The sequence below is a fragment of the Chachezhania antarctica genome (assembly GCF_003646465.1).
GTDB classification, from domain to species: domain Bacteria; phylum Pseudomonadota; class Alphaproteobacteria; order Rhodobacterales; family Rhodobacteraceae; genus Chachezhania; species Chachezhania antarctica.
Genome location: NZ_QZEX01000004.1, coordinates 285,953 through 304,734, shown reverse-complemented (window position 1 = coordinate 304,734; position 18,782 = coordinate 285,953). Strand labels below are relative to the sequence as shown.

At 67.6% G+C, this 18,782-nt stretch carries 16 protein-coding genes; 6 read left to right on the top strand and 10 right to left on the bottom strand.

The genetic code is table 11. The annotated features are described in order from the left end of the window. Window positions 1-33: 33 nt before the first annotated feature. The 6 genes from D4754_RS10475 to D4754_RS10450 all read right to left on the bottom strand — a co-directional run bounded on the left by D4754_RS10475 (window position 34) and on the right by D4754_RS10450 (window position 6,869). A complete protein-coding gene (locus D4754_RS10475; protein WP_121063214.1) occupies window positions 34-2,046 on the bottom strand; it encodes a M3 family metallopeptidase in 2,013 nt (670 codons plus the stop codon). Between the two features lie 365 nt (window positions 2,047-2,411). After that, complete coding sequence (locus D4754_RS10470) at window positions 2,412-3,458, bottom strand: HesA/MoeB/ThiF family protein (RefSeq protein WP_121063212.1); 1,047 nt, start codon at window positions 3,456-3,458, stop codon at window positions 2,412-2,414. Next, window positions 3,458-3,919 carry a dUTP diphosphatase gene (dut, locus tag D4754_RS10465; RefSeq protein WP_121063210.1) on the bottom strand — a complete coding sequence of 154 codons (462 nt, stop codon included), beginning with the start codon at window positions 3,917-3,919 and terminating at the stop codon, window positions 3,458-3,460. Before dut ends, D4754_RS10470 begins: the two co-directional genes overlap by 1 nt. Then, window positions 3,916-5,112 carry a bifunctional phosphopantothenoylcysteine decarboxylase/phosphopantothenate--cysteine ligase CoaBC gene (gene coaBC, locus D4754_RS10460; protein WP_121063208.1) on the bottom strand — a complete coding sequence of 399 codons (1,197 nt, stop codon included), beginning with the start codon at window positions 5,110-5,112 and terminating at the stop codon, window positions 3,916-3,918. The genes dut and coaBC overlap by 4 nt, the downstream gene beginning before the upstream one ends. A 72-nt stretch (window positions 5,113-5,184) precedes the next feature. Beyond that, window positions 5,185-5,952 (bottom strand): ChaN family lipoprotein, encoded by a 768-nt coding sequence (locus D4754_RS10455; RefSeq protein WP_240453832.1) that lies wholly within the window; start codon window positions 5,950-5,952, stop codon window positions 5,185-5,187. Between the two features lie 38 nt (window positions 5,953-5,990). Beyond that, window positions 5,991-6,869 (bottom strand): RNA polymerase factor sigma-32, encoded by an 879-nt coding sequence (locus D4754_RS10450; protein ID WP_121063204.1) that lies wholly within the window; start codon window positions 6,867-6,869, stop codon window positions 5,991-5,993. 152 nt (window positions 6,870-7,021) lie between these two features. On the opposite strand from D4754_RS10450, the gene cobU reads away from it, so the two are divergent. The 3 genes from cobU (at window position 7,022) to D4754_RS10435 (ending at window position 9,711) form a co-directional block, all read left to right on the top strand. Next, window positions 7,022-7,543, top strand: coding sequence for a bifunctional adenosylcobinamide kinase/adenosylcobinamide-phosphate guanylyltransferase (gene cobU, locus D4754_RS10445; protein ID WP_121063202.1), 522 nt, complete (start codon window positions 7,022-7,024; stop codon window positions 7,541-7,543). Further along, entirely contained in the window at window positions 7,540-8,118 is a 579-nt protein-coding gene (locus D4754_RS10440; protein ID WP_121063200.1) for a histidine phosphatase family protein, read from the top strand. The genes cobU and D4754_RS10440 overlap by 4 nt, the downstream gene beginning before the upstream one ends. 75 nt (window positions 8,119-8,193) lie before the next feature. Then, window positions 8,194-9,711, top strand: coding sequence for a YifB family Mg chelatase-like AAA ATPase (locus D4754_RS10435; RefSeq protein WP_121063199.1), 1,518 nt, complete (start codon window positions 8,194-8,196; stop codon window positions 9,709-9,711). On the opposite strand, the gene D4754_RS10430 is transcribed toward D4754_RS10435, so the two are convergent. From D4754_RS10430 to rsmI, 4 genes are all read right to left on the bottom strand, one after another. Then, window positions 9,677-10,579: an alpha/beta hydrolase gene (locus D4754_RS10430; RefSeq protein WP_121063197.1), complete on the bottom strand. Its 903-nt coding sequence runs from the start codon at window positions 10,577-10,579 to the stop codon at window positions 9,677-9,679. The genes D4754_RS10435 and D4754_RS10430 overlap by 35 nt on opposite strands. Continuing rightward, window positions 10,576-11,511: a glutathione synthase gene (gshB, locus tag D4754_RS10425; RefSeq protein WP_121063195.1), complete on the bottom strand. Its 936-nt coding sequence runs from the start codon at window positions 11,509-11,511 to the stop codon at window positions 10,576-10,578. The genes D4754_RS10430 and gshB overlap by 4 nt, the downstream gene beginning before the upstream one ends. A gap of 96 nt (window positions 11,512-11,607) precedes the next feature. Beyond that, the gene (locus D4754_RS10420) at window positions 11,608-12,015 is read right to left on the bottom strand and encodes a YraN family protein (RefSeq protein ID WP_121063193.1); all 408 of its coding nucleotides are present in this window, start codon (window positions 12,013-12,015) and stop codon (window positions 11,608-11,610) included. Further along, a complete protein-coding gene (gene rsmI, locus D4754_RS10415) occupies window positions 12,012-12,884 on the bottom strand; it encodes a 16S rRNA (cytidine(1402)-2'-O)-methyltransferase (RefSeq protein ID WP_121063190.1) in 873 nt (290 codons plus the stop codon). Before rsmI ends, D4754_RS10420 begins: the two co-directional genes overlap by 4 nt. 75 nt (window positions 12,885-12,959) lie before the next feature. Here rsmI and D4754_RS10410 point away from each other — a divergent pair, with 75 nt between their 5' ends. Genes D4754_RS10410 through murJ form a run of 3 tightly spaced genes read left to right on the top strand, consistent with a single transcriptional unit; the run spans window position 12,960 to window position 18,667 of the window. Then, entirely contained in the window at window positions 12,960-14,147 is a 1,188-nt protein-coding gene (locus D4754_RS10410; RefSeq protein ID WP_121063188.1) for a penicillin-binding protein activator, read from the top strand. A gap of 16 nt (window positions 14,148-14,163) precedes the next feature. Continuing rightward, complete coding sequence (locus D4754_RS10405; RefSeq protein ID WP_121063186.1) at window positions 14,164-17,043, top strand: [protein-PII] uridylyltransferase; 2,880 nt, start codon at window positions 14,164-14,166, stop codon at window positions 17,041-17,043. A gap of 28 nt (window positions 17,044-17,071) precedes the next feature. Then, window positions 17,072-18,667: a murein biosynthesis integral membrane protein MurJ gene (gene murJ / locus D4754_RS10400; protein WP_121063184.1), complete on the top strand. Its 1,596-nt coding sequence runs from the start codon at window positions 17,072-17,074 to the stop codon at window positions 18,665-18,667. The last annotated feature ends 115 nt before the right edge of the window (window positions 18,668-18,782 follow it).

The window sequence follows — 18,782 nt, the reverse complement described above, 5'->3', positions numbered from 1 at the left end:
GGGCTGGGCGGGCGAGCCCGGCGCGCGCGGGCGCTACGCCGCCAGCCCGCGCCCCTTCAGGAGTGCTTCGACCCCGGGCATCCGCCCCCGGAACTCGACATAAAGCGCCTCCGCCTCCTCCGAACCACCGCGGCTCAGGATCGATGCCTCCAGCGCCTTGGCCCGTTCCGGGTCGAACGCGCCGCCGGCTTCCTCGAAGGCCGCGAAGGCGTCGGCGTCCATCACTTCCGACCACATGTAGCTGTAATAGCCCGAGGAATACCCGTCGCCGGAGAACACGTGCGCGAATTGCGGCGTCGCGTGGCGCATAGCGATGGCCCGTGGCATGCCGATCCCGTCCAGGATCTCGGCCTGCTTTGCCATCGGATCGGCGGGCGGTTCGCCCTCGTGAAAGGACAGGTCGACGAGGGCGGAGGCCACGTATTCCACCGTCTGGAACCCCATGTCGAAATTCGCGGCCGCCACGACCTTCTCCACCATCTCGGGCGGCATCGGCTCGCCCGTTTCGGCATGGGTGGCAAAGCGGCTCAGTACCTCCGGCACGTCCAGCCAGTGCTCATAGAGCTGGCTGGGCAATTCCACGAAATCCCGCGCGACCGAGGTGCCGGACATGGATTCGTAGGTCACGTCCGACAGCATCTGGTGCAGCGCGTGGCCGAATTCGTGAAACAGCGTCCGGGCCTCGTCCCAGCTCAATAGCGCCGGATTGCCTTTGGCGAAATTGCACACGTTGATCACGATCGGCGCCTGCGCTTCGGGGAAGCGCGCCTGCTGCTGCATCGCCGAACACCATGCGCCCGACCGTTTCGAGCCACGCGCGAAATAGTCCCCGATGAAAAGCGCCACGTGCTGGCCGTCCCGCGTCACCTCCCACGCCCGCGCGTCGGGGTGATAAAGCGGCAGGTCCACGGCCGTGAACTCCAGCCCGAACAGCCGGTTGGCGCAATCGAACGCGGCCTCGATCAGGCGGTCGAGCTGCAGGTAGGGCTTGAGATCGGATTCATCCAGATCGAAGGCCGCCGAACGGCGTTTCTGCGCGTAGTAGCGCCAGTCCCACGGCTCGAACGGGCCGTTGACGCCGTCGTCGTGGAGCATCTCCTCCATCGCCGCCGCATCCGCCTCGGCCCGCGCTTTCGCGGGCTCCCACACGGCCATCAGCAGATCGCGCACCTTGCCGGGCGTGCCCGCCATCTCGGTCTCCAGCTTGTAGGAGGCGAAATCGTCGTAGCCCAGAAGCTGCGCGCGTTCCTTGCGCAGGGACAGGATTTCCGCCGCGATCTCGCGGTTGTCGCGCGGGCCGTCATGCGCCCCGCGCGCGGTGAAGGCCCGCCAGACCTTTTCGCGCAGATCCCGGCGCGGCGAGGTTTCCATGAACGGCACGCACAGCGACCGCGACAGCGTGATGACCGGCCCGGGCCGGCCCCGCTCCTCTCCCGCATCCGTCGCCGCGCGGACAAGGAAACCGGGCAGGCCTTCCAGATCCTCCGGCTCAAGATCCAGCGCCCAGTCGCGTTCGTCCCCCAGCAGGTTCTGCGTGAAGGACGTGCCCAGTTCGGCCAGCCGCATCTTGATCGCCTTCATCCGCGCGTCCTGTTCCCCGTCCAGCGCGGCCCCGGCCCGCACGAAGCTGCGATGGGTCAGGTACAAAAGCCGCTGCTGTTCGGCTGTCAGGTCCAGCCTGTCCCGCGCCTCCCAGATCGCCTTGATCCGGGCATACAACGCCTTGTCGCCAGTGAGTTCGGCGTAGTGCGAGGCCACCTTGGGCGCGAAGCTGCGCTGCAGTTCCTCGCGCCGAGGCGAACTGTCGGCGCCCGCGAGCGTGTAGAACACCGAGAGCACGCGGTGCAGATCTTCACCCGCGGCTTCCAGCGCCTCGACGGTGTTGGCAAAGTCCGGAGCGGCGGCCTGATCCCGGATCGCGGCGATTTCCGCCTTGTGTTCGATGAGCGCGGTGTCGAGCGCGGGGGTGAAATCTTCATCGGAAATCGCGTCGAAAGGGGCGAGGCCGAACTTGGTGTCGAAGGGCGCGAGCAGCGGGTTGGTCATCGGATATCTCCTGAGGTTGGACTGAAGCTAAGTCCGGCGGCCGACATCGTCCAGTAAGCGGGCCAAACATTCCTGCGCGCGACAGGGTTGCGCCGCGCCATTGCGCGTCGCCCGGGGGCGCGGGCGGCTTCGCCGCCCGCGCCATTGACCCGTGTTCAGGGGGGGCTCGGGCTCACCACAAAGATGGGCGCGCCATCTTCGCGGAACCGCCATCGCTTCTGCTGCCTGAGCGCCCCTGCCCCCCGCATCAAGGGCAAGCCGCGCTGGCGCGCGGTGCTGCGCACCCTTGACGCGGGGGCCAGGGCCGCTCTTTCCGGCAGCGCGACGGCGGCTCCGCGAAGATGGCTTGTTGCTATGGGTGGGGGTCAGGCTTTGGCCTGGCCGCAGATGGGGCAATCGGGGCGGGGTTTGAGCGAGATGCGGCGGGTTTCGCCGTAGAGCGCGTCGTAGATCAGCATCGCGCCGCGCATCGGGTCGCCCGCGCCGGTGACGAGTTTGACGGTTTCGACGGCCATCATCGCACCCACGACGCCCGGCAGCGGGCCCAGAACGCCGGCTTCTGCGCAGGAGGGCGCGAGATGGGCGGCGGGCGCTTCGGGGAAGATGCACTGGTAGCAGGGGGCGCCGTTGGCCGGGTCGAAGACAGACAGCTGGCCTTCCCATTGCGACAGCGCGCCCGAGACCAGCGGTTTGCCCTGCGCTACGGCGGTGCGATTGGCGAGGTAGCGGGTGTCGAAATTGTCGGTGCCGTCGAGGATGATGTCGAATTCGGCGAAGAGATCGGCGGCGATATCCCCGGTCAGGCGGCGATGGTAGGGGCGGATGGTGACGTAGGGGTTCTGTGCCTCCATCGCGGCCTGGGCCGAGAAGACCTTGGGCGTTCCGATATCGGTGTCGCGGTGGATCACCTGTCGCTGGAGGTTGGCGTTGTCGACCACGTCGTCGTCGATCACGCCGATGGTGCCCACGCCCGCGGCGGCGAGGTACTGCAGCGCCGGTGAACCGAGACCGCCGGCGCCGATGACGAGAACGCGGGCCTGTTTCAGCTTCTTCTGGCCCGGCCCGCCCAGTTCACGCAGGACGATATGGCGGGCATAGCGGTTCAGTTCCGTGTTCGAGAAGCTGCCGGGCGCCGTTTCCGTTGGCTCAGGGTCTGACCGGGCCCGCCGGCGAAGCCAGGCCAGGCCACGGCCATAGGCCAGCGCGATGGCGGCAAACCCGGTGACGATCAGCCATTCTTCGGGCGATCCGCCGGTGGCGGCGCGGATCGGATGGCCTTCGGGCAGGACGAGTTGCGACAGGATCACGCCGGCAAGCAGGATGGCGATCATCGCGATCCGGGCCGCTTTCGGCAGGCGCATGGCGAGGCCCGCGCCCCAGATCACGCCGGCAAGGGCCAGGACGACCAGCATCAGCCCTGCCCGGTCGACCCGAAGCCGCCCGTACCGCGGGCGGTTTCGGACAGGCTGTCGGCCAGTTCGAACCGGGCCTGCAGGACCGGCGCCGCGACCATCTGGGCGATGCGGTCGCCGTGGGCGATGGTGAAGGGCTCGCTCCCGGCGTTCAGCACGATCACGCCCAGCGGCCCGCGATAGTCACTGTCGATGGTGCCGGGCGCGTTGGGGAGCGTGATGCCGTGTTTCAGCGCGAGGCCGGAGCGCGGGCGGATCTGGATTTCATAGCCTTCGGGGATTTCGAGGCTGAGACCCGTGGGCACCAACGTGCGGTCGCCGGGGGCGAGCGTCACGGGGGCGCGGTCTGGCAGGTCGGCGCGCAGGTCGGCCCCGGCGGCGCCTGCCGTCTCGTACGCGGGCAGCGGCAGGTCCGGGTCGGCGCCCGGCAGGCGCTGGATCAGGATGCGGACGGGGGTCATGCGGTCAGCGCCTCCACCAGGCGGTTGGCAAGGCGGCGGGCGACCTGGTCCTTGGTCATGCGGGGCCATTCCTCGGGGCCATCGTCCGAGATCAGGATCACGGCGTTTTCGTTGCCGCCCATGATGCCCGTGGCCGGGCTTACATCGTTGGCCACGATCCAGTCGCAGCCCTTGCGCGCGCGCTTGGCGGTGGCGTGGGCGACGACATCGGTGGTTTCGGCCGCGAAGCCCACGACCAGCGGCGGGCGGCCTTCGGTCATTTGCGATACGGTGGCGAGGATGTCGGGGTTCTCGGCGAATTCCAGAACCGGCAGCGCGCCGGCGGTTTTCTTCATCTTCTGGTCGGATGCGCTGGCCACCCGCCAGTCGGCAACCGCGGCGGCGAAGATGGCGGCGTCGGCGGGCAAGGCGTTCTGCACCGCCTCCAGCATCTGTCGGGCCGTGTCGACCTTGATCACCGTCACGCCGTCGGGCGGGGGCACATCGGCAGGGCCGGTCACGAAGATCACCTCCGCCCCCAGACCGGAAAGCGCCGCGGCAATCGCCGTGCCCTGCGCCCCCGAGGACCGGTTGGCGATGTAGCGCACCGGGTCGATGGGTTCGTGTGTGGGGCCGGACGTCACGAGGATCCGGCGGCCTTTCAGCGGGCCGTCGGCCAAGGCGGCTTCCACGGCGGCGACGATCTCCAGAGGCTCCGACATCCGGCCCGGGCCGAATTCGCCGCAGGCCATGGTGCCGTCGTTCGGGCCGACGAAGCGAATGCCATCTTCCGCCAGTAGCGCACGGTTGCGGACGCTGGCAGGGTGATCCCACATGCGGACATTCATCGCGGGCGCGACCAGGACCGGCGTGTCGGTCGCCAGAAGCAGGGTCGAGGCGAGGTCGCCCGCAAACCCGTGCGCCATCTTGGCCATCAGGTCGGCGGTGGCGGGGGCCACGACGATCAGGTCGGCCGACCGGCTGAGCTCGATATGGCCCATCTCGGCCTCGTCCGTCAGATCGAAGAGATCGCGGTAGAGCTTGTTTCCGGCCAAAGCCGCGACGCTCAGCGGCGTCACGAATTCCTCGGCCGCGCGGGTCAGGACCGGGGTCACCGATGCGCCGCGTTCGCGCAGGCGGCGGATCAGGTCCAGCGCCTTGTAGGCCGCGATACCGCCGCCGATGATCAGAAGGATGCGCTTTCCGCCCAGCATCGCGTTTCTCCCGCGGTTCGTCAGGGGCAACTTATGCGGCGCGGGTGGGAAGGACCAGCCGTCTTTCCCGGCTTATTCCGTGCGCAGCGAGGCACAGGGGTCTTCACGCTCCACCCCGGGGCTATCGGCCACGGCGTCGTAGGGGCCCAGGATGTGCCCGTCTTCGGACTGGCCCAGCGCGAAGATCTTCAGCGCCGGTTGCACCAGAGCCAGTGCCGCCGGCACCCCCCAATCGGACCGCGCATGGCCATTCCCCGCGATCACGACCACCGGCCCGCCCGTCGTTTCCAGCGCCCGCAGCGACGCATCGGCCAGCGATGCATCGCGGGCGCGCTGGACCTCGACCATCGCGGGCAACTGGTCATCGGGCAGCATGTCGCAATGGGCGGCCTTCTGCATCGCCTCGCGCTCGCGCTGTTCGCTTTCGGGCAAGGGTTCGGCCAGACGGAACCGCGCGGCCGAAGGCAGGACGGCCGAAGCACCTTCGCGGTAGACATCCATCAGGGCCGCGCGCGGGATCTCGGCACCGAAGTGCTGCGCGTCGCGGGCGGCGTGGAAGACAGGGTAATAAAGATCGAAATCGGGCCAGCCGGAGGCGTCCCATTCCAACGCCGCGCGCAGCGCGGCCTTGTCGGCGATCAGGTCGCCCGTGATCAGCAGCGCATCGGGCGCCGTCAGCATTTCCCACACCACGGCCTTTGGCTGGACCCGCGCGATCAGCTCGGCCTGTCGGGCATGGTGATGCGGGTTGTCGTGATGTTCGCCCAGAATGACGATATCTGCCGCCTGCAAGGCGTCATTCCCCGAAGGATCGAACGCCTCGGCAGCCAGGGCCGGCATGGCCAGGAGGAGGGATATGAGGAACGCGACTCGCCTTTTCATGCGAGCAGGTTCTGCACCTCATGGGACCGGGCTTCAAGGTTCTTGCGCATCTTCTGGAAGGCCGCGGCCTCCAACTGGCGAACACGTTCTTTTGATAGCCCCAGTTCCGTGCCAAGGCATTCCAGCGTTCGCGGGTCATCGCGCAATTTCCGTTCCGCCACGATGAAGCGTTCGCGTTCCGACAGCTTTGACAGCGCGCCGACCAGCCATTCGCGCAGCTGGGCGTTATCCAGATCCTGCGACACGGTCTGTTCCGCCTGCGGGCCGTCATCTTCCAGCGCGTCGATCCATTCGCGGCCCTCATCCTCGGCCGATTGCTGGGCGTTCAGGGAAAAGTCGCTGCCCCCCAGCCGCCCGTCCATCATCGCCACGTCGTTCACCGACACGCCAAGCTCTGTCGCGATCCGCTGGTACAGCGTGGCGCGATCCAGCGTTTCGCCTTCGGCCGTGGCCTCGCGTTCTACCTGTGCCTGCACGCGGCGCATGTTGAAAAACAGGGACTTCTGAGAAGAGGTCGAGCCAGTGCGCACCAGCGACCAGTTGCGCATCACGTAATCCTGAACCGACGCGCGGATCCACCAGACGGCATAGGTGGAAAACCGCACGCCGCGGTCCGGGTCGAACTTGTCGGCGGCCTTCATCAGGCCAAGTCCGGCTTCCTGGATCAGGTCGTTCATCGGCGCGCCGTAGCGCTTGAACCGGGCGGCGACCGATATGGCCAGCCGCATGTAGGCCGTGGTCAGGCGGTGCAGCGCCGCCTCGTCCCGGTTGTCGCGCCAGGCGATGGCCAGTGCGCGTTCGGTTTCGGCATCCAGCATCTCGGCCTTCATGGCCACGCGGGACAGGGCTGGGCGGGGGGCTGTATTCACATCCATCTCTCACTCCTTGCGGGCACTCGTGGCGGCAGGGCTTGGCGAGACAGAGCTTGCCCGGCGCATTTGAACTAACTACGCAGGCCAGCGGAAACCGGATCACAATCGGCTAGAACGAATCCGGGCAATGACAAGAGCAGAGGAGACCAGCAGCCATGCTTCCCATGACGACATTGGTGATCGGCGGCGCGGCATCGGGCAAATCGGCCTTTGCCGAAGGCCTGGTCGAAGCCTCGCCCGCCCCGCATCTCTACCTTGCCACGGCCGAGGCCTGGGATGACGAGATGGCGTCGAAGATCGCCCGCCACGTGTCCCGACGCGGCGACGGCTGGGAGACGGTGGAATGCGCCCACGATACCGAGGCGCGGCTGAAATCCCTGCCCGAAGGCGCGACGGCGCTTCTGGATTGCGCGACGCTGTGGCTGAACAACCGGATGATGGCCGGCGCCGATGTGGTGCAGGCGACCAGTGACCTGCTCGAGGCCATCGCCGAAAGCCCCGCCCGCGTCGTGATCGTCACGAACGAACTGGGCCAGGGCGTGGTGCCGGCCGATGCCGAAACCCGCGCCTTCCGCGAGGCGCACGGCCGGATGAACATCGCCCTTGCCGCGCAGGCCGATCTGGCCATCCAGGTCGTGGCCGGGCTGCCGGTCGTGCTGAAGGGCGCCACGCCGTGACGCGCCTCCACCTTGTCCGCCACGGGCCCACGCATGCCAAGGGCATGGTCGGGTGGAGCGATCTGCCCGCCGATCTGAGCGATGCCGCGACAATGGCCCGCCTGTCGGATCACCTCCCGCGCGACGCTGTGGTGATCTCCTCCGACCTGATCCGGTGCGTCGCCACGGCCGAGGCGCTGGCGCAAGGCCGCGATCTGCTGGCGCCAAACGAGGCCCTGCGCGAAATCCATTTCGGCGACTGGGAATTGCGCCGCCACCCTGAGATCACGGAAACCCACCCGGAGCTGTCGCGCGCCTTCTGGTCCGAACCGGGCGACATCTGCCCGCCCGGCGGCGAAAGCTGGAACCAGATGCGCGCGCGGGTCGATCCGGCCATCGACGCGCTGATCGCGGATCACCGCGGCCGGGACATCATTGTCGTGGGCCATTTCGGCATGATCCTGGGCCAGGTCCAGCGCGCACGCGGCATCACCCCGCACGAAGCGCTGGGGCAGAAGATCGACAACCTGTCGGTGACCGAGATCACCCGGCTGGAAACCGGCTGGAACGTGGGACGCGTCAGCCACCTTCCCTAACCTTTCCCGCCTGCGATTAACCGATCAGTAACCATACCGCCCCTAGCCATGAGCATGGCATGACAGGAGGCGGCAATGATCGCACGGGCCTATACCGTGGCCTTCGAAGGGGTCGAGGCGCAACCGGTCGAGGTGCAATGCGCGCTGACACCGGGCCTGCCGGGCTTTTCGGTCGTGGGCCTGCCGGACAAGGCAGTGTCCGAGGCGCGCGAACGGGTGCGCAGCGCGCTGGGGGCCATGTCCATCGCCCTGCCCTCGCGCCGGATCACGGTGAACCTGTCGCCCGCCGACCTGCCGAAGGAAGGCAGCCATTTCGACCTGCCCATTGCGCTGGCCCTGCTGGCCGCGCTGGGGATCGTGCCCGCGGACGCGGCAGAAAACACGGTGGCTTTGGGGGAACTGTCTCTCGATGGCCGGCTGCGCGCGGTGCCCGGCGCCCTGCCCGCGGCGCTGGCGGCGGCGACCGAAAATCGAACATTGCTCTGCCCCAAGGAATCGGGCGCCGAAGCGGCGTGGGTCGACGCGGCCGAAGTGATCGCCGCCCCCGACCTTGGCGCCGTCGTGCGCCATTTCACGGGACAGGCCCCGCTGGCCCCCGCCACCGCCGGCGAAGTCCGGCAGAAGGCAAACGGCACCCACGACCTGCGCGACGTGAAGGGCCAGGAACGGGCCAAGCGCGCGCTGGAAATCGCCGCCGCCGGGCGGCATCATCTGCTGATGGTCGGCACGCCCGGTTCGGGCAAGTCGATGCTGGCGGCCCGCCTGCCGGGTATCCTGCCGCCGCTCGGCGTGGCCGAGGCGCTGGAAACCTCGATGATCCAGTCGCTCTGCGGGCTGCTGGGCGATGGCGGGATCGACCGCACCCGGCCCTTTCGGTCGGTCCATCACACAGCGTCGCAAGCCGCCATCGTGGGCGGCGGGCGTACCGCCAAGCCGGGGGAGATCAGCCTGGCCCATAACGGGGTCCTGTTTCTGGACGAACTCCCAGAATTCTCGCGGCAGGTGCTGGAGACGCTGCGCCAACCGATCGAGAACGGAGAGGTCATGGTCTCCCGCGCCAATGCGCATGTCAGCTACCCCTGCCGGTTCCTGCTGGTCGCCGCCGCCAATCCCTGCCGCTGCGGCTACCTGCCGGACCCTGCCCGCGCCTGCGCCCGTGCGCCGGGATGCGGGGATGACTATCTTGGCAAGATTTCCGGCCCCCTGATGGACCGGTTCGATCTGCGGATCGAAGTCCCCCCCGTCGCCATGACCGACCTGAATCTGCCACCGTCGGGGGATACGTCGGCCCAGGTCGCCCAACGCGTGGTGAACGCGCGCGAGATACAGGCCGCCCGCTATGCCGACACGCCGGACCTGCGCCTGAACGCCGATGCCGAAGGCGAACGGCTGGAGGAGGTCGCGACGCCGGATGCCGAAGGCCATGCCCTGCTGAACCGCGTGGCCGAACGCATGGGCCTGTCGGCCCGCGGTTATCACCGCGTTCTGCGCGTGGCGCGCACGATTGCCGATCTGGACGAAAGCGACGGGGTCCACAAACCCCATGTGGCCGAGGCGCTCAGCTACCGGCTGACGCTGTCAGAATCGACCTGACCCAGACCGCCAGATCCCGGATCGCCACGTCTGCCTCGGGCAGCCGACCCTGGAAGATGGGCCACGCATGGGGCAGGTTGCCGGCCTTGTGCAGATGTACCTCGCGCCCCTGCTCGGCCAGCTTTTCGGCCAGCCGGAAGGTGTCATCGCGCAGGATCTCGGTGTCGGATACAGACAACCAGACCGGCGGCGCGCCCGCCATGTCGGCAAACAGGGGCGAGGCGCGCAGATCCGCCGGATCCTGACCCTGAAGGTAGAACTCTGCCAGATCCTCGGCGCGCGTGGCCGGAAGCAGCACTTCGGCCTTGGCGTTCTCCCGGAAGGACGCGCCTGAAAAGGTGAGGTCGGTGAACGGCGAGAACCCGAAATACCCCGCCGGCACCGGAAGGCCCTTCGCCAGGATCTGCGTCAGAAGCACCAGCGCCAGCCCGCCGCCGGCACTGTCACCGCCGATGATCACGCGGCGCGGGTCGTGCCCCGCCTCCAGCAACGCGCGGTAGGCGGCCATGATGTCATCGGGCGCGGCGGGAAAGGGATGTTCGGGCGCCAGACGGTAGCGCGGCACGCAGACCGTGGCGCCCGTCGCCTGCGCGATGCGCGCGGCAAGGTAGGCGTGGGTGCGCGGGCTTCCCATGATGTAGGCCCCGCCATGTACATAAAGTATAGTGCCCTCGCCCGCGCCGCACCACAGTGCTTGGCCCTCGCCCAGCGGCGCCTCGCGGATCGCCACGCCCCGCGGGCGACGGAAGAGCCAGCTGGCATGGCGTTCGAATTTCGCCCGCACCGCGGCGGGTTCGACCGCGCGGGCGAGTTGCGGCTTCTCGATGTACCGCAGGACAGGGTTCAGAAGGCGCGCCTGCCAGCTCACGCTACGCGGGCCTCGACAGCCTCCCAGATCTTCCCGGCGACGTTGATCTCGTCGAAACGCTCCAGTTCCTGGATACCGGTGGGCGAGGTCACGTTGATTTCCGTCAGGTAGTCGCCGATCACGTCGATGCCGACCAGAACCTGCCCCTTTTCCTTCAGCAGCGGACCGATGGCGGCGCAGATCTCACGATCGCGCTCCGTCATGCCGACCTTCTCGGGGCGGCCGCCGACATGCATGTTCGACCGTGTCTCGCCCTCCGCCGGCACGCGGTTGATGGCGCCGATGGGATCGCCGTCGATCAGCAGGATGCGCTTGTCGCCCTTGGTGACGGCGGGCAGGAACTTCTGCACGATCAGCGGCTCGCGCGAAAATCCGGTGAACATCTCGAACAGGGACGACAGGTTGCTGTCGCCGGTGTGCAGCTTGAACACCCCGGCGCCGCCGTTGCCGTAAAGCGGCTTCACGATGATGTCGCCGTGCTTGGCGCGGAAGTCGCGGATGGTTTCCAGATCGCGGGTGACGGCGGTGGGGGGCGTCAACTGCGGGAAATCAAGTACCAGCAGCTTTTCGGGATAATTGCGCACCCAGAACGGATCGTTCACCACCAGTGTCGTGCCCTTCAGCCGGTCCAGCAGATGAGTCGTGGTGATGTAATGCATGTCGAAGGGCGGGTCCTGGCGCAGCCAGACGACGTCCATCTCGGCCAGGTCGACCTCGCGCTCGGGCGTCAGCACGGCTGGGACGCCGGCGACACGCTGCACGGTCATGTCATGGCCGCGCGCGGTGATGCGGCCTTCCTGGAAGGCCAGCTTGTCGGGGCTGTAGAAGAAGAGATCGTGCCCGCGGGCCTGCGCCTCTTCCGCGAGGCGGAAGGTGGTGTCGGCATTGATGTCCACGGACCCGATCGGATCCATCTGAAAGGCGATCTTCATGGGCACTCCCCCGGTTCGGCAACGTCACGCCATCTTACATGACGCGCCCCATGCCGGGGTTCAATGCACTTCTTGGGTCGGCCCCCGGAACGGGCCCTAGAACTGGCCGAAGGCGTTTTCGATGATCCGGAACTGCCCCTGCCCGTCGACCAGCGCCACGTCGAAGCGCATTTCGGTCAGAAGGCCCATGGGTTCGCCCGCCATGAATTCTTCGGCCGCACCGCACAGCCGGGCCATTTGCCGCGGCCCCAGCCGTTCGGCCGCCCGCGCGAAGGACCGGCTTTTCTTCACTTCGATGAAGACCAGGCCATCGCCATCCCGCGCGATCAGGTCGATTTCACCCGCTTTGCCCCGCCAGCGGCGGCGCGCGACCGTCAGCCCGCGGCGTTCGTAGTCCTGCGCAATGCACGCTTCCGCGGCCAATCCCGCGCGATATTCCCGCGCGCCCCGTTCGGATCGCTGTGACGAGGCGGGCCGCGAGGCCGCAAGAGGGGCTGGAATCATTCGCCGTCATCCTTGTTTGCCGACAGGCGCAAAGCCATCTGGTAAACCTTCCGCCGGGGCATGCCATGGGCTGCCGCAACCGCATCGGCCGCGTCCCGCACCGACATCGTTTTCAACGCATCGCCCAGCACCTGTTCTACATCATCTTCCTTAACGGCCCCTGAACGCACCCGGTCCACCACCAGCACGATCTCGCCCCTGGGCGGGCTACTGCGGGCGGTTTCGGCCAGTTCGGCCAGCGTGCCGCGGCGGATTTCCTCGAACTTCTTGGTCAGTTCGCGGCAAAGCGCCGCCGTCCGGTCTGCACCAAGTGTGTCCGCCATGTCGGTCAGGCTGGCGGCGACCCTGTGGGGCGCTTCGTAGAAGATCAGCGTGCCGGGAACGTCGGCCAGTGCTTCCAGACGGCTGCGGCGGGCACCGCCCGAATTGGGCAGGAAACCGGCGAAGAAGAACGCGTTCGACGGCAGGCCCGACAGGCTCAGCGCCGTCAGGACCGCCGAGGCGCCGGGCACAACGGTCACGGTCAGGCCCGCTTCGGTCACCGCGGCGGCCAGCCCGTAGCCGGGATCGGCGATCAGCGGCATGCCCGCCTCGGACGCATAGGCCACCGAGGCGCCGCCCGCGACAAGCGCCACCAGCCGCGCGCGCGATTCGTCGCTGGAATGGTCGTGATAGGCCACAACCTTGCGTCCGTTCAGCGGCACGCCGTGGATGTCCATCAGCCGCCGCAGGGTGCGCGTGTCCTCGGCCGCCAGCACATCGGCCGATGCCAGCACGTCGAGCGCCCGCAGCGTGATGTCGCGGGCGGTCCCGATCGGCGTTGCAACAAGGTAAAGACCCGGCGCGAGATTTACGTTCTGGTGATTCAAGACTGGACCCGGCCTTGATGGCCTCTATGATCCTCGCCGCGTGCCATCAACCGCCGGACGAGGAGTATCCGCCACATGTTTGCCGTTTTCCACCGCACCCGCAAGGCGGCCATAGGCCTGCTTGCCTCGCTGGGCGCCCTGGCCCTGACCGCCTGCGACCTGCCCGTGGCGAACAATCTGTCCGGTGGACCGTCGATCAATCCCGGCGCTCCGGTCGTTGTGGCGTTGCTGGTGCCGAAAAGTTCCGCCGAACGCGGGATCTCGGCCATCGGTCAGAGCCTCGAGAATTCCGCCCGCATGGCGGTGACGGATCTTGATGGCACCCAGATCGACCTGCGCGTCTATGACACGGCAGGCGACCCGGCCCTTGCCGCCAGCGCGGGATCGCGCGCGGTGGCCGACGGGGCCAAGATCATCATCGGGCCGCTCTTCCAGGAATCGACCGCCGCGGTTGCCGCCGCAACGGCCGGGTCGGGCGTGAACATCCTGTCGTTCTCGAACAATGCGTCGCTGGCCTATGCCGAATCGAACGTCTTCATCCTGGGGGCGACCTTCAAGAACACCGCCGACCGGCTGGTGAGCTATGCCGCCCGCAACGACAAGCGCAACATGGTCGTCGTGCACGGCACCGACGTTCCGGGCCAGCTTGGCTACCAGGCCGTGCAAAGCGCCCTTTCCGGCAGCCCGGCGCGGGAAGTGGGCACCGTGGTCTACGAGCCATCGCAGGAGGCGGTGGTTGCAAGCGTGGGCCGGATTCGCGATGAAGTCGGCACCAGCGGCGCCAACGCGATCTTCTTCACGTCGAACACGCAAGGGGCGCTGCCGCTTTACGCCCAGATGCTGCCCGAAGCCGGGCTGATCTCGCCCTCGCCCCAGTTCATCGGCCTGACGCGCTGGGATATTCCGCCGCAGACCCTTGGCTACAAAGGGGTCGAGGGCGCGTGGTTCGCCCTGCCGGATCCGACCAAGTCGTCCGCCTTCCGGGCCCGCTACAAATCGACCTACGGGGCCGAGCCGCACCCGATCGGGGGCCTTGGCTATGACGGCATCGCCGCTGTCGGTGCGCTGGTTGCCAGCGGCAACAGCAACGCGCTGACCGGCCGGTCGCTGACACAGTCCCGTGGCTTCCAGGGGACCGGCGGCATCTTCCGCCTGCTGCCCGACGGCACCAACGAACGCGGCCTCGCCGTGGCCACGGTGCGCGACAAGCAGGTCGTCGTGATCGATCCGGCCCCGACGAGCTTCTCGGCCTTTGGCTCCTAAGTCGCCGCCGACAGCCATGGCCGAAACGCCAGCGCAGCCCGGCGCGGTCACCGACCGCGCCGGCGCCATCTATTCGCCCGGACCGCTGGCCGACGCCACGCCGGGGCCGTCCCCGTCTTCCGTCGCCGGTCCGCAGCCGCTGATCCTGCCTGCGCCAGACATCGTCGATGTCGACGCGCTGCGCGCCACCGCGCACGAGGTCGCCGAGAGGACGCAGAAAGCCGGCGGTGACGCGGCCGAGATCCGCAATGCCGTGGTCCCGATCCTGCGCGAGGCGCTGGCCCAGGGCCGCAAGATCATCGCCGACGCCTTCACCGCCCGCCCCCGCGCGGCGGCGGATATGGTGCGCTCCTACACCTACCTGACCGACACGATGGTGATCACCACCATGCAGATCGCCGAACGGTGGCTGGCCCCGCTGTCCGAGCGCGCGAAGAAGAACCCGCTGTCGCTGATCGCCGTCGGCGGCTATGGCCGTGGCGACATGGCGCCGTTTTCCGACGTCGATCTGCTGTTTCTTGCGAAAAGCCGGATGTCCGACGACGCCGAGGCGCTGATCGAGGCGATGCTCTACCTGCTGTGGGACCTGAAGCTGAAGGTCGGCCATTCCAGCCGCACCATCCGCGATTGCCTGAAGCTGGGCGCCGACGATTTCACGATCCGCACCTCGATGCTCGAGATGCGCCATCTTGCGGGCAATCTGGCGTTGGCGGACGAACTGGAAGAGCAGCTGCGCACGAAGCTGTTCTCTGGCACCGAACGCGAATTCACCGAAGCCAAGCTGGAGGAGCGGGAAAACCGCCATTCCCGGCAGGGCGAACGCTACATGGTCGAGCCCAACGTCAAGGAGGGCAAGGGCGGGCTGCGCGATCTGCAATCGCTCTACTGGATCGCCAAGTACATTCACGGTGTCCGCGCCGCCGCCGAACTGGTGCCGCTGGGCGTCTTCCGGCGCGAGGAATACGAGACCTTCCGCAAGGCCGAAAACTTCCTGTGGGCCGTGCGCGGGCATCTGCATCTGGCCGCGGGCCGGGCGACGGAACAGCTGACCTTCGACATGCAGGTCGAGGTGGCGCAGCGCATGGGCTATACCGATCTGCGCGGGCGCCGGGCGGTCGAGATCTTCATGCAGGATTACTTCCGCCAGGCCACCGCGGTGGGCGATCTGACCCGGATCTTCGTGGCCAAGCTGGAAGGCGAAAGCGTCCGACAGCAGCCGCTTCTGGAACGGATCTTCATGCGCACGCCCGAGGTGCAGGACGGTTATGTCGTGGTGAACACCCGCCTGGCAATCGCGGATCCGGTGGCCTTCCTGAACGACAAGCTGAACCTTCTGCGCCTGTTCGAGGAAGGGCTGCGGTCGGGCCTGCTGATCCATCCCGACGCGATGCGGCTGGTCACGGCCAACCTGCACCTGATCGACAATGCGATGCGCACGGATCCGGAAGCGCAGAAGATCTTCATGGGGCTGCTGCTGAACCACGGCAACCCGGAACGCGCCCTGCGTCGGATGAACGAGCTTGGCGTGCTGTCTGCCTTCATCCCCGAATTCGAACCCATCGTCGCGATGATGCAGTTCAACATGTATCACAGCTACACGGTGGACGAGCACACGATCCAGTGCATCGCGCAACTGGCGATGATGGAGAAGGGCAATCTGACCGAAAGCCTGCCCGTCGCAAGCGAAATCCTGTCGGGCGGTGTGAACCGCCGGGTGCTGTACGTGGCGCTTCTGTGCCACGACATCGGCAAGGGCCGGGCCGAGGATCATTCGATCCTTGGCGCCCGGATCGCGCGCACGGTGGCGCCGCGACTGGGACTGGACCGCGAGGAATGCGATACCGTCGAATGGCTGGTCCGCTATCACCTGCTGATGTCGGACACCGCCCAAAAGCGCGACATCGCCGATCCGCGCACGGTGCGCGACTTTGCCAAGATGGTCGGATCGGTCCGCCGGCTGGACCTGCTGACGGTACTGACCGTCTGCGATATCCGCGGCGTGGGCCCGTCGACGTGGAACAACTGGAAGGCCGCACTTCTGCGCGCGCTCTATCGCCAGACCCGCCGCGCACTGGAAGACGGGATGGAGGACTTCACCCGCGCCAACCGCGGTGTCGAGGCCAAGAAGGCGCTGCGCGCCGCCCTGCCCGACTGGCCGAAGGAAGACCTCAAGGTCGAAACCAAGCGCCATTACGCGCCCTACTGGCAGGGGCTGCATGTCACGGCCCATGTCGTCTTTGCCCGGATGCTGCGGCAGCTGGCGGCCAAGAACGATCCGTCGGCGCTGCAGATCCACCTGTACCCCGACAGCGACCGCGACGCGACGCGGGCGTGCTTTGCCATGGTCGACCATCCCGGCATCTTTTCCCGCCTGACCGGCGCGCTGGCGCTTGTGGGCGCCAACGTCGTCGACGCGCGCAGCTACACCACCAAGGACGGCTACGTGACGTCGGCCTTCTGGATACAGGATTCGACCGGTCACCCCTACGATGCCGACCGCCTGCCGCGGCTGGAACAGATGATGCGCCGGACGCTGGGCGGAGAGGTCGTGGCCTCCCGCGCGCTGGAGCCACGCGACAAGCTGAAAAAGCGCGAGCGGGCCTTCACCGTTGCCACCAATGTCAGCTTCAACAACGACGCGTCCGACATCTACACGCTGATCGAGGTCAACAGCCGCGACCGTCCCGGCCTGCTGTACGACTTGGCGCGGACCATGACGCAGGCCAACGTCTATATTGCCAATGCCGTGATCGCGACCTATGGCGAACAGGTGGTCGACACGTTCTACGTCAAGGACATGTTCGGCCTGAAATACCACGCCCGCAGCAAGCAGCGTTTCCTGGAAGCGCGCCTGCGCGAAGCGATCGACGAAGGCGCGAAGCGGGCATCCGAATAGGCCCGGGCGCGCAGCCAGAGGCAGGGCCATGAAACCGATCCGCCTGATGATGGGCTTCTTCACCGTGGGCGGCTGGACAATGGCCAGCCGCGTTCTGGGGCTTGTCCGCGACCTGATGATCGCGGCCTTCCTTGGTGCGGGCCCGGTGGCCGAGGCGTTCCTTGTGGCCTTCGCGCTCCCCAACATGTTCCGCCGTTTCTTCGCCGAAGGCGCGTTCAACACGGCCTTCATCCCGCTCTTCTCCAAGAAGGTGGAAAAGGGAGAGGATGCGCTGGGGTTCGCCAACGATGCCTTCGCGGCACTTGGATCGCTCCTGATCGTCTTCACCCTGCTGGCCCAATTGTTCATGCCGTGGCTGGTGCTGGCCATGGCGTCGGGCTTTGCAGGCGACGAACGCTTCCCGCTTGCCGTGGTCTATGGCCGGATCGCCTTCGGTTACATCCTTTTCATCTCGCTCGCAGCCCTCTGTTCCGGGGTTCTCAACACGGCCGGGCGCTTCGCGGCGGCGGCCGCCGCGCCGGTGCTGCTGAACGTGATCCTCGTCTCGGCTCTGCTCTTTGCCGAAAGCGGGCTGTTCCGGGACCTGTTCCATATCGACATCAATGGCGGCCCGGATGCGGCCAGCATTGCCACAGGTACGATCCTGACGTGGGGCGTGCTGATCGCCGGGATCGCGCAACTGGCGCTGGTCTGGTGGGCCGCGGGCCGGGCCGGCTTCCCGATCCGGCCGCGCCTGCCCCGTCTCACACCCGACATGATCCTGCTGGCCAAGATCGCCGCCCCCGCGATGCTGGCGGGTGGCGTGCTGCAGATCAACCTGCTGGTCGGTCGGCAGGTCGCGTCCTTTACCGATGGGGCCATCGCATGGATCGGCTATGCCGACCGGCTCTACCAGTTGCCGCTGGGGGTCGTGGGCATCGCCGTGGCTGTCGTGCTGCTCCCTGACCTGTCCCGCCGCCTGACGGCCGGCGACGATACCGGCGCCCGGTCCGCCTTCAACCGCGCGGGAGAGATCTCGCTCGCCCTCACCGTCCCGGCCGCCGCGGCGCTGGTGGTGATCCCCACGGCGCTTATCTCGGTCCTGTTCCAGCGCGGCTCCTTCACGGCCGAGGATACGGCGGCCACGGCCACGGCCGTGGCACTTTACGGCCTGGGCCTGCCGGCCTTCGTTCTGCAGAAGGTGCTGCAGCCGCTCTACTTCGCCCGGCAGGATACCAGGACGCCCTTCCGCTTCGCGGTCGTCGCCATGGTGGTGAACGCCGTGATCGCGGTCGGCGGCAGCTACGTGATCGGCTGGCACGCGGCGGTCATCAGTTCCACCATCGCCGCCTGGGCCATGGTCTGGCTCCTGTGGCGCGGTACCGCGCCCCTGGGTGACGTCGCCCGGTTCGATACCCGGTTCTACAAGCGGCTCGGGCGGGTCTGCCTGTCGTCGGGGATCATGGCCCTGGCCCTCATCGGCGGCGCGACAGTGCTTGGCGATGCGCTCAACAGTCCCGGCTGGCGCTATCTTGCGCTGGCAGGATTGGTCACAAGCGGCATCGTCGTCTACTTCGCCTCGGCCCAGCTGACGGGCGCGCTCAGCCTGTCGGAAATCCGCGGCGCCTTTCGCCGGTCGAAATAGGCGGCGACCCCCTTACCACTGATCGCGCCCGAGACGGCGAGGCGGATGCGGACTGCATCCGCCGTTGGGGCTGGTGGGCGGGCCGGCTCGGGCGCGATCCAGCCCGTAGCTGAAA

Coding starts and splice junctions, on each gene's coding strand:
- D4754_RS10470 (WP_121063212.1), bottom strand. CDS start 3,458: ATGCTGGTCGTCCTGGCCCTTGCCGGCGTGATCTGGGGCGCGGGCCTC.
- D4754_RS10410 (WP_121063188.1), top strand. CDS start 12,960: ATGTTTGCCGTTTTCCACCGCACCCGCAAGGCGGCCATAGGCCTGCTT.
- murJ (WP_121063184.1), top strand. CDS start 17,072: ATGAAACCGATCCGCCTGATGATGGGCTTCTTCACCGTGGGCGGCTGG.
- D4754_RS10405 (WP_121063186.1), top strand. CDS start 14,164: ATGGCCGAAACGCCAGCGCAGCCCGGCGCGGTCACCGACCGCGCCGGC.
- coaBC (WP_121063208.1), bottom strand. CDS start 5,112: ATGCTGGGCGGAAAGCGCATCCTTCTGATCATCGGCGGCGGTATCGCG.
- D4754_RS10420 (WP_121063193.1), bottom strand. CDS start 12,015: ATGATTCCAGCCCCTCTTGCGGCCTCGCGGCCCGCCTCGTCACAGCGA.
- dut (WP_121063210.1), bottom strand. CDS start 3,919: ATGACCCCCGTCCGCATCCTGATCCAGCGCCTGCCGGGCGCCGACCCG.
- D4754_RS10435 (WP_121063199.1), top strand. CDS start 8,194: ATGATCGCACGGGCCTATACCGTGGCCTTCGAAGGGGTCGAGGCGCAA.
- cobU (WP_121063202.1), top strand. CDS start 7,022: ATGCTTCCCATGACGACATTGGTGATCGGCGGCGCGGCATCGGGCAAA.
- gshB (WP_121063195.1), bottom strand. CDS start 11,511: ATGAAGATCGCCTTTCAGATGGATCCGATCGGGTCCGTGGACATCAAT.
- D4754_RS10475 (WP_121063214.1), bottom strand. CDS start 2,046: ATGACCAACCCGCTGCTCGCGCCCTTCGACACCAAGTTCGGCCTCGCC.
- D4754_RS10455 (WP_240453832.1), bottom strand. CDS start 5,952: ATGCCGGCCCTGGCTGCCGAGGCGTTCGATCCTTCGGGGAATGACGCC.
- D4754_RS10450 (WP_121063204.1), bottom strand. CDS start 6,869: ATGGATGTGAATACAGCCCCCCGCCCAGCCCTGTCCCGCGTGGCCATG.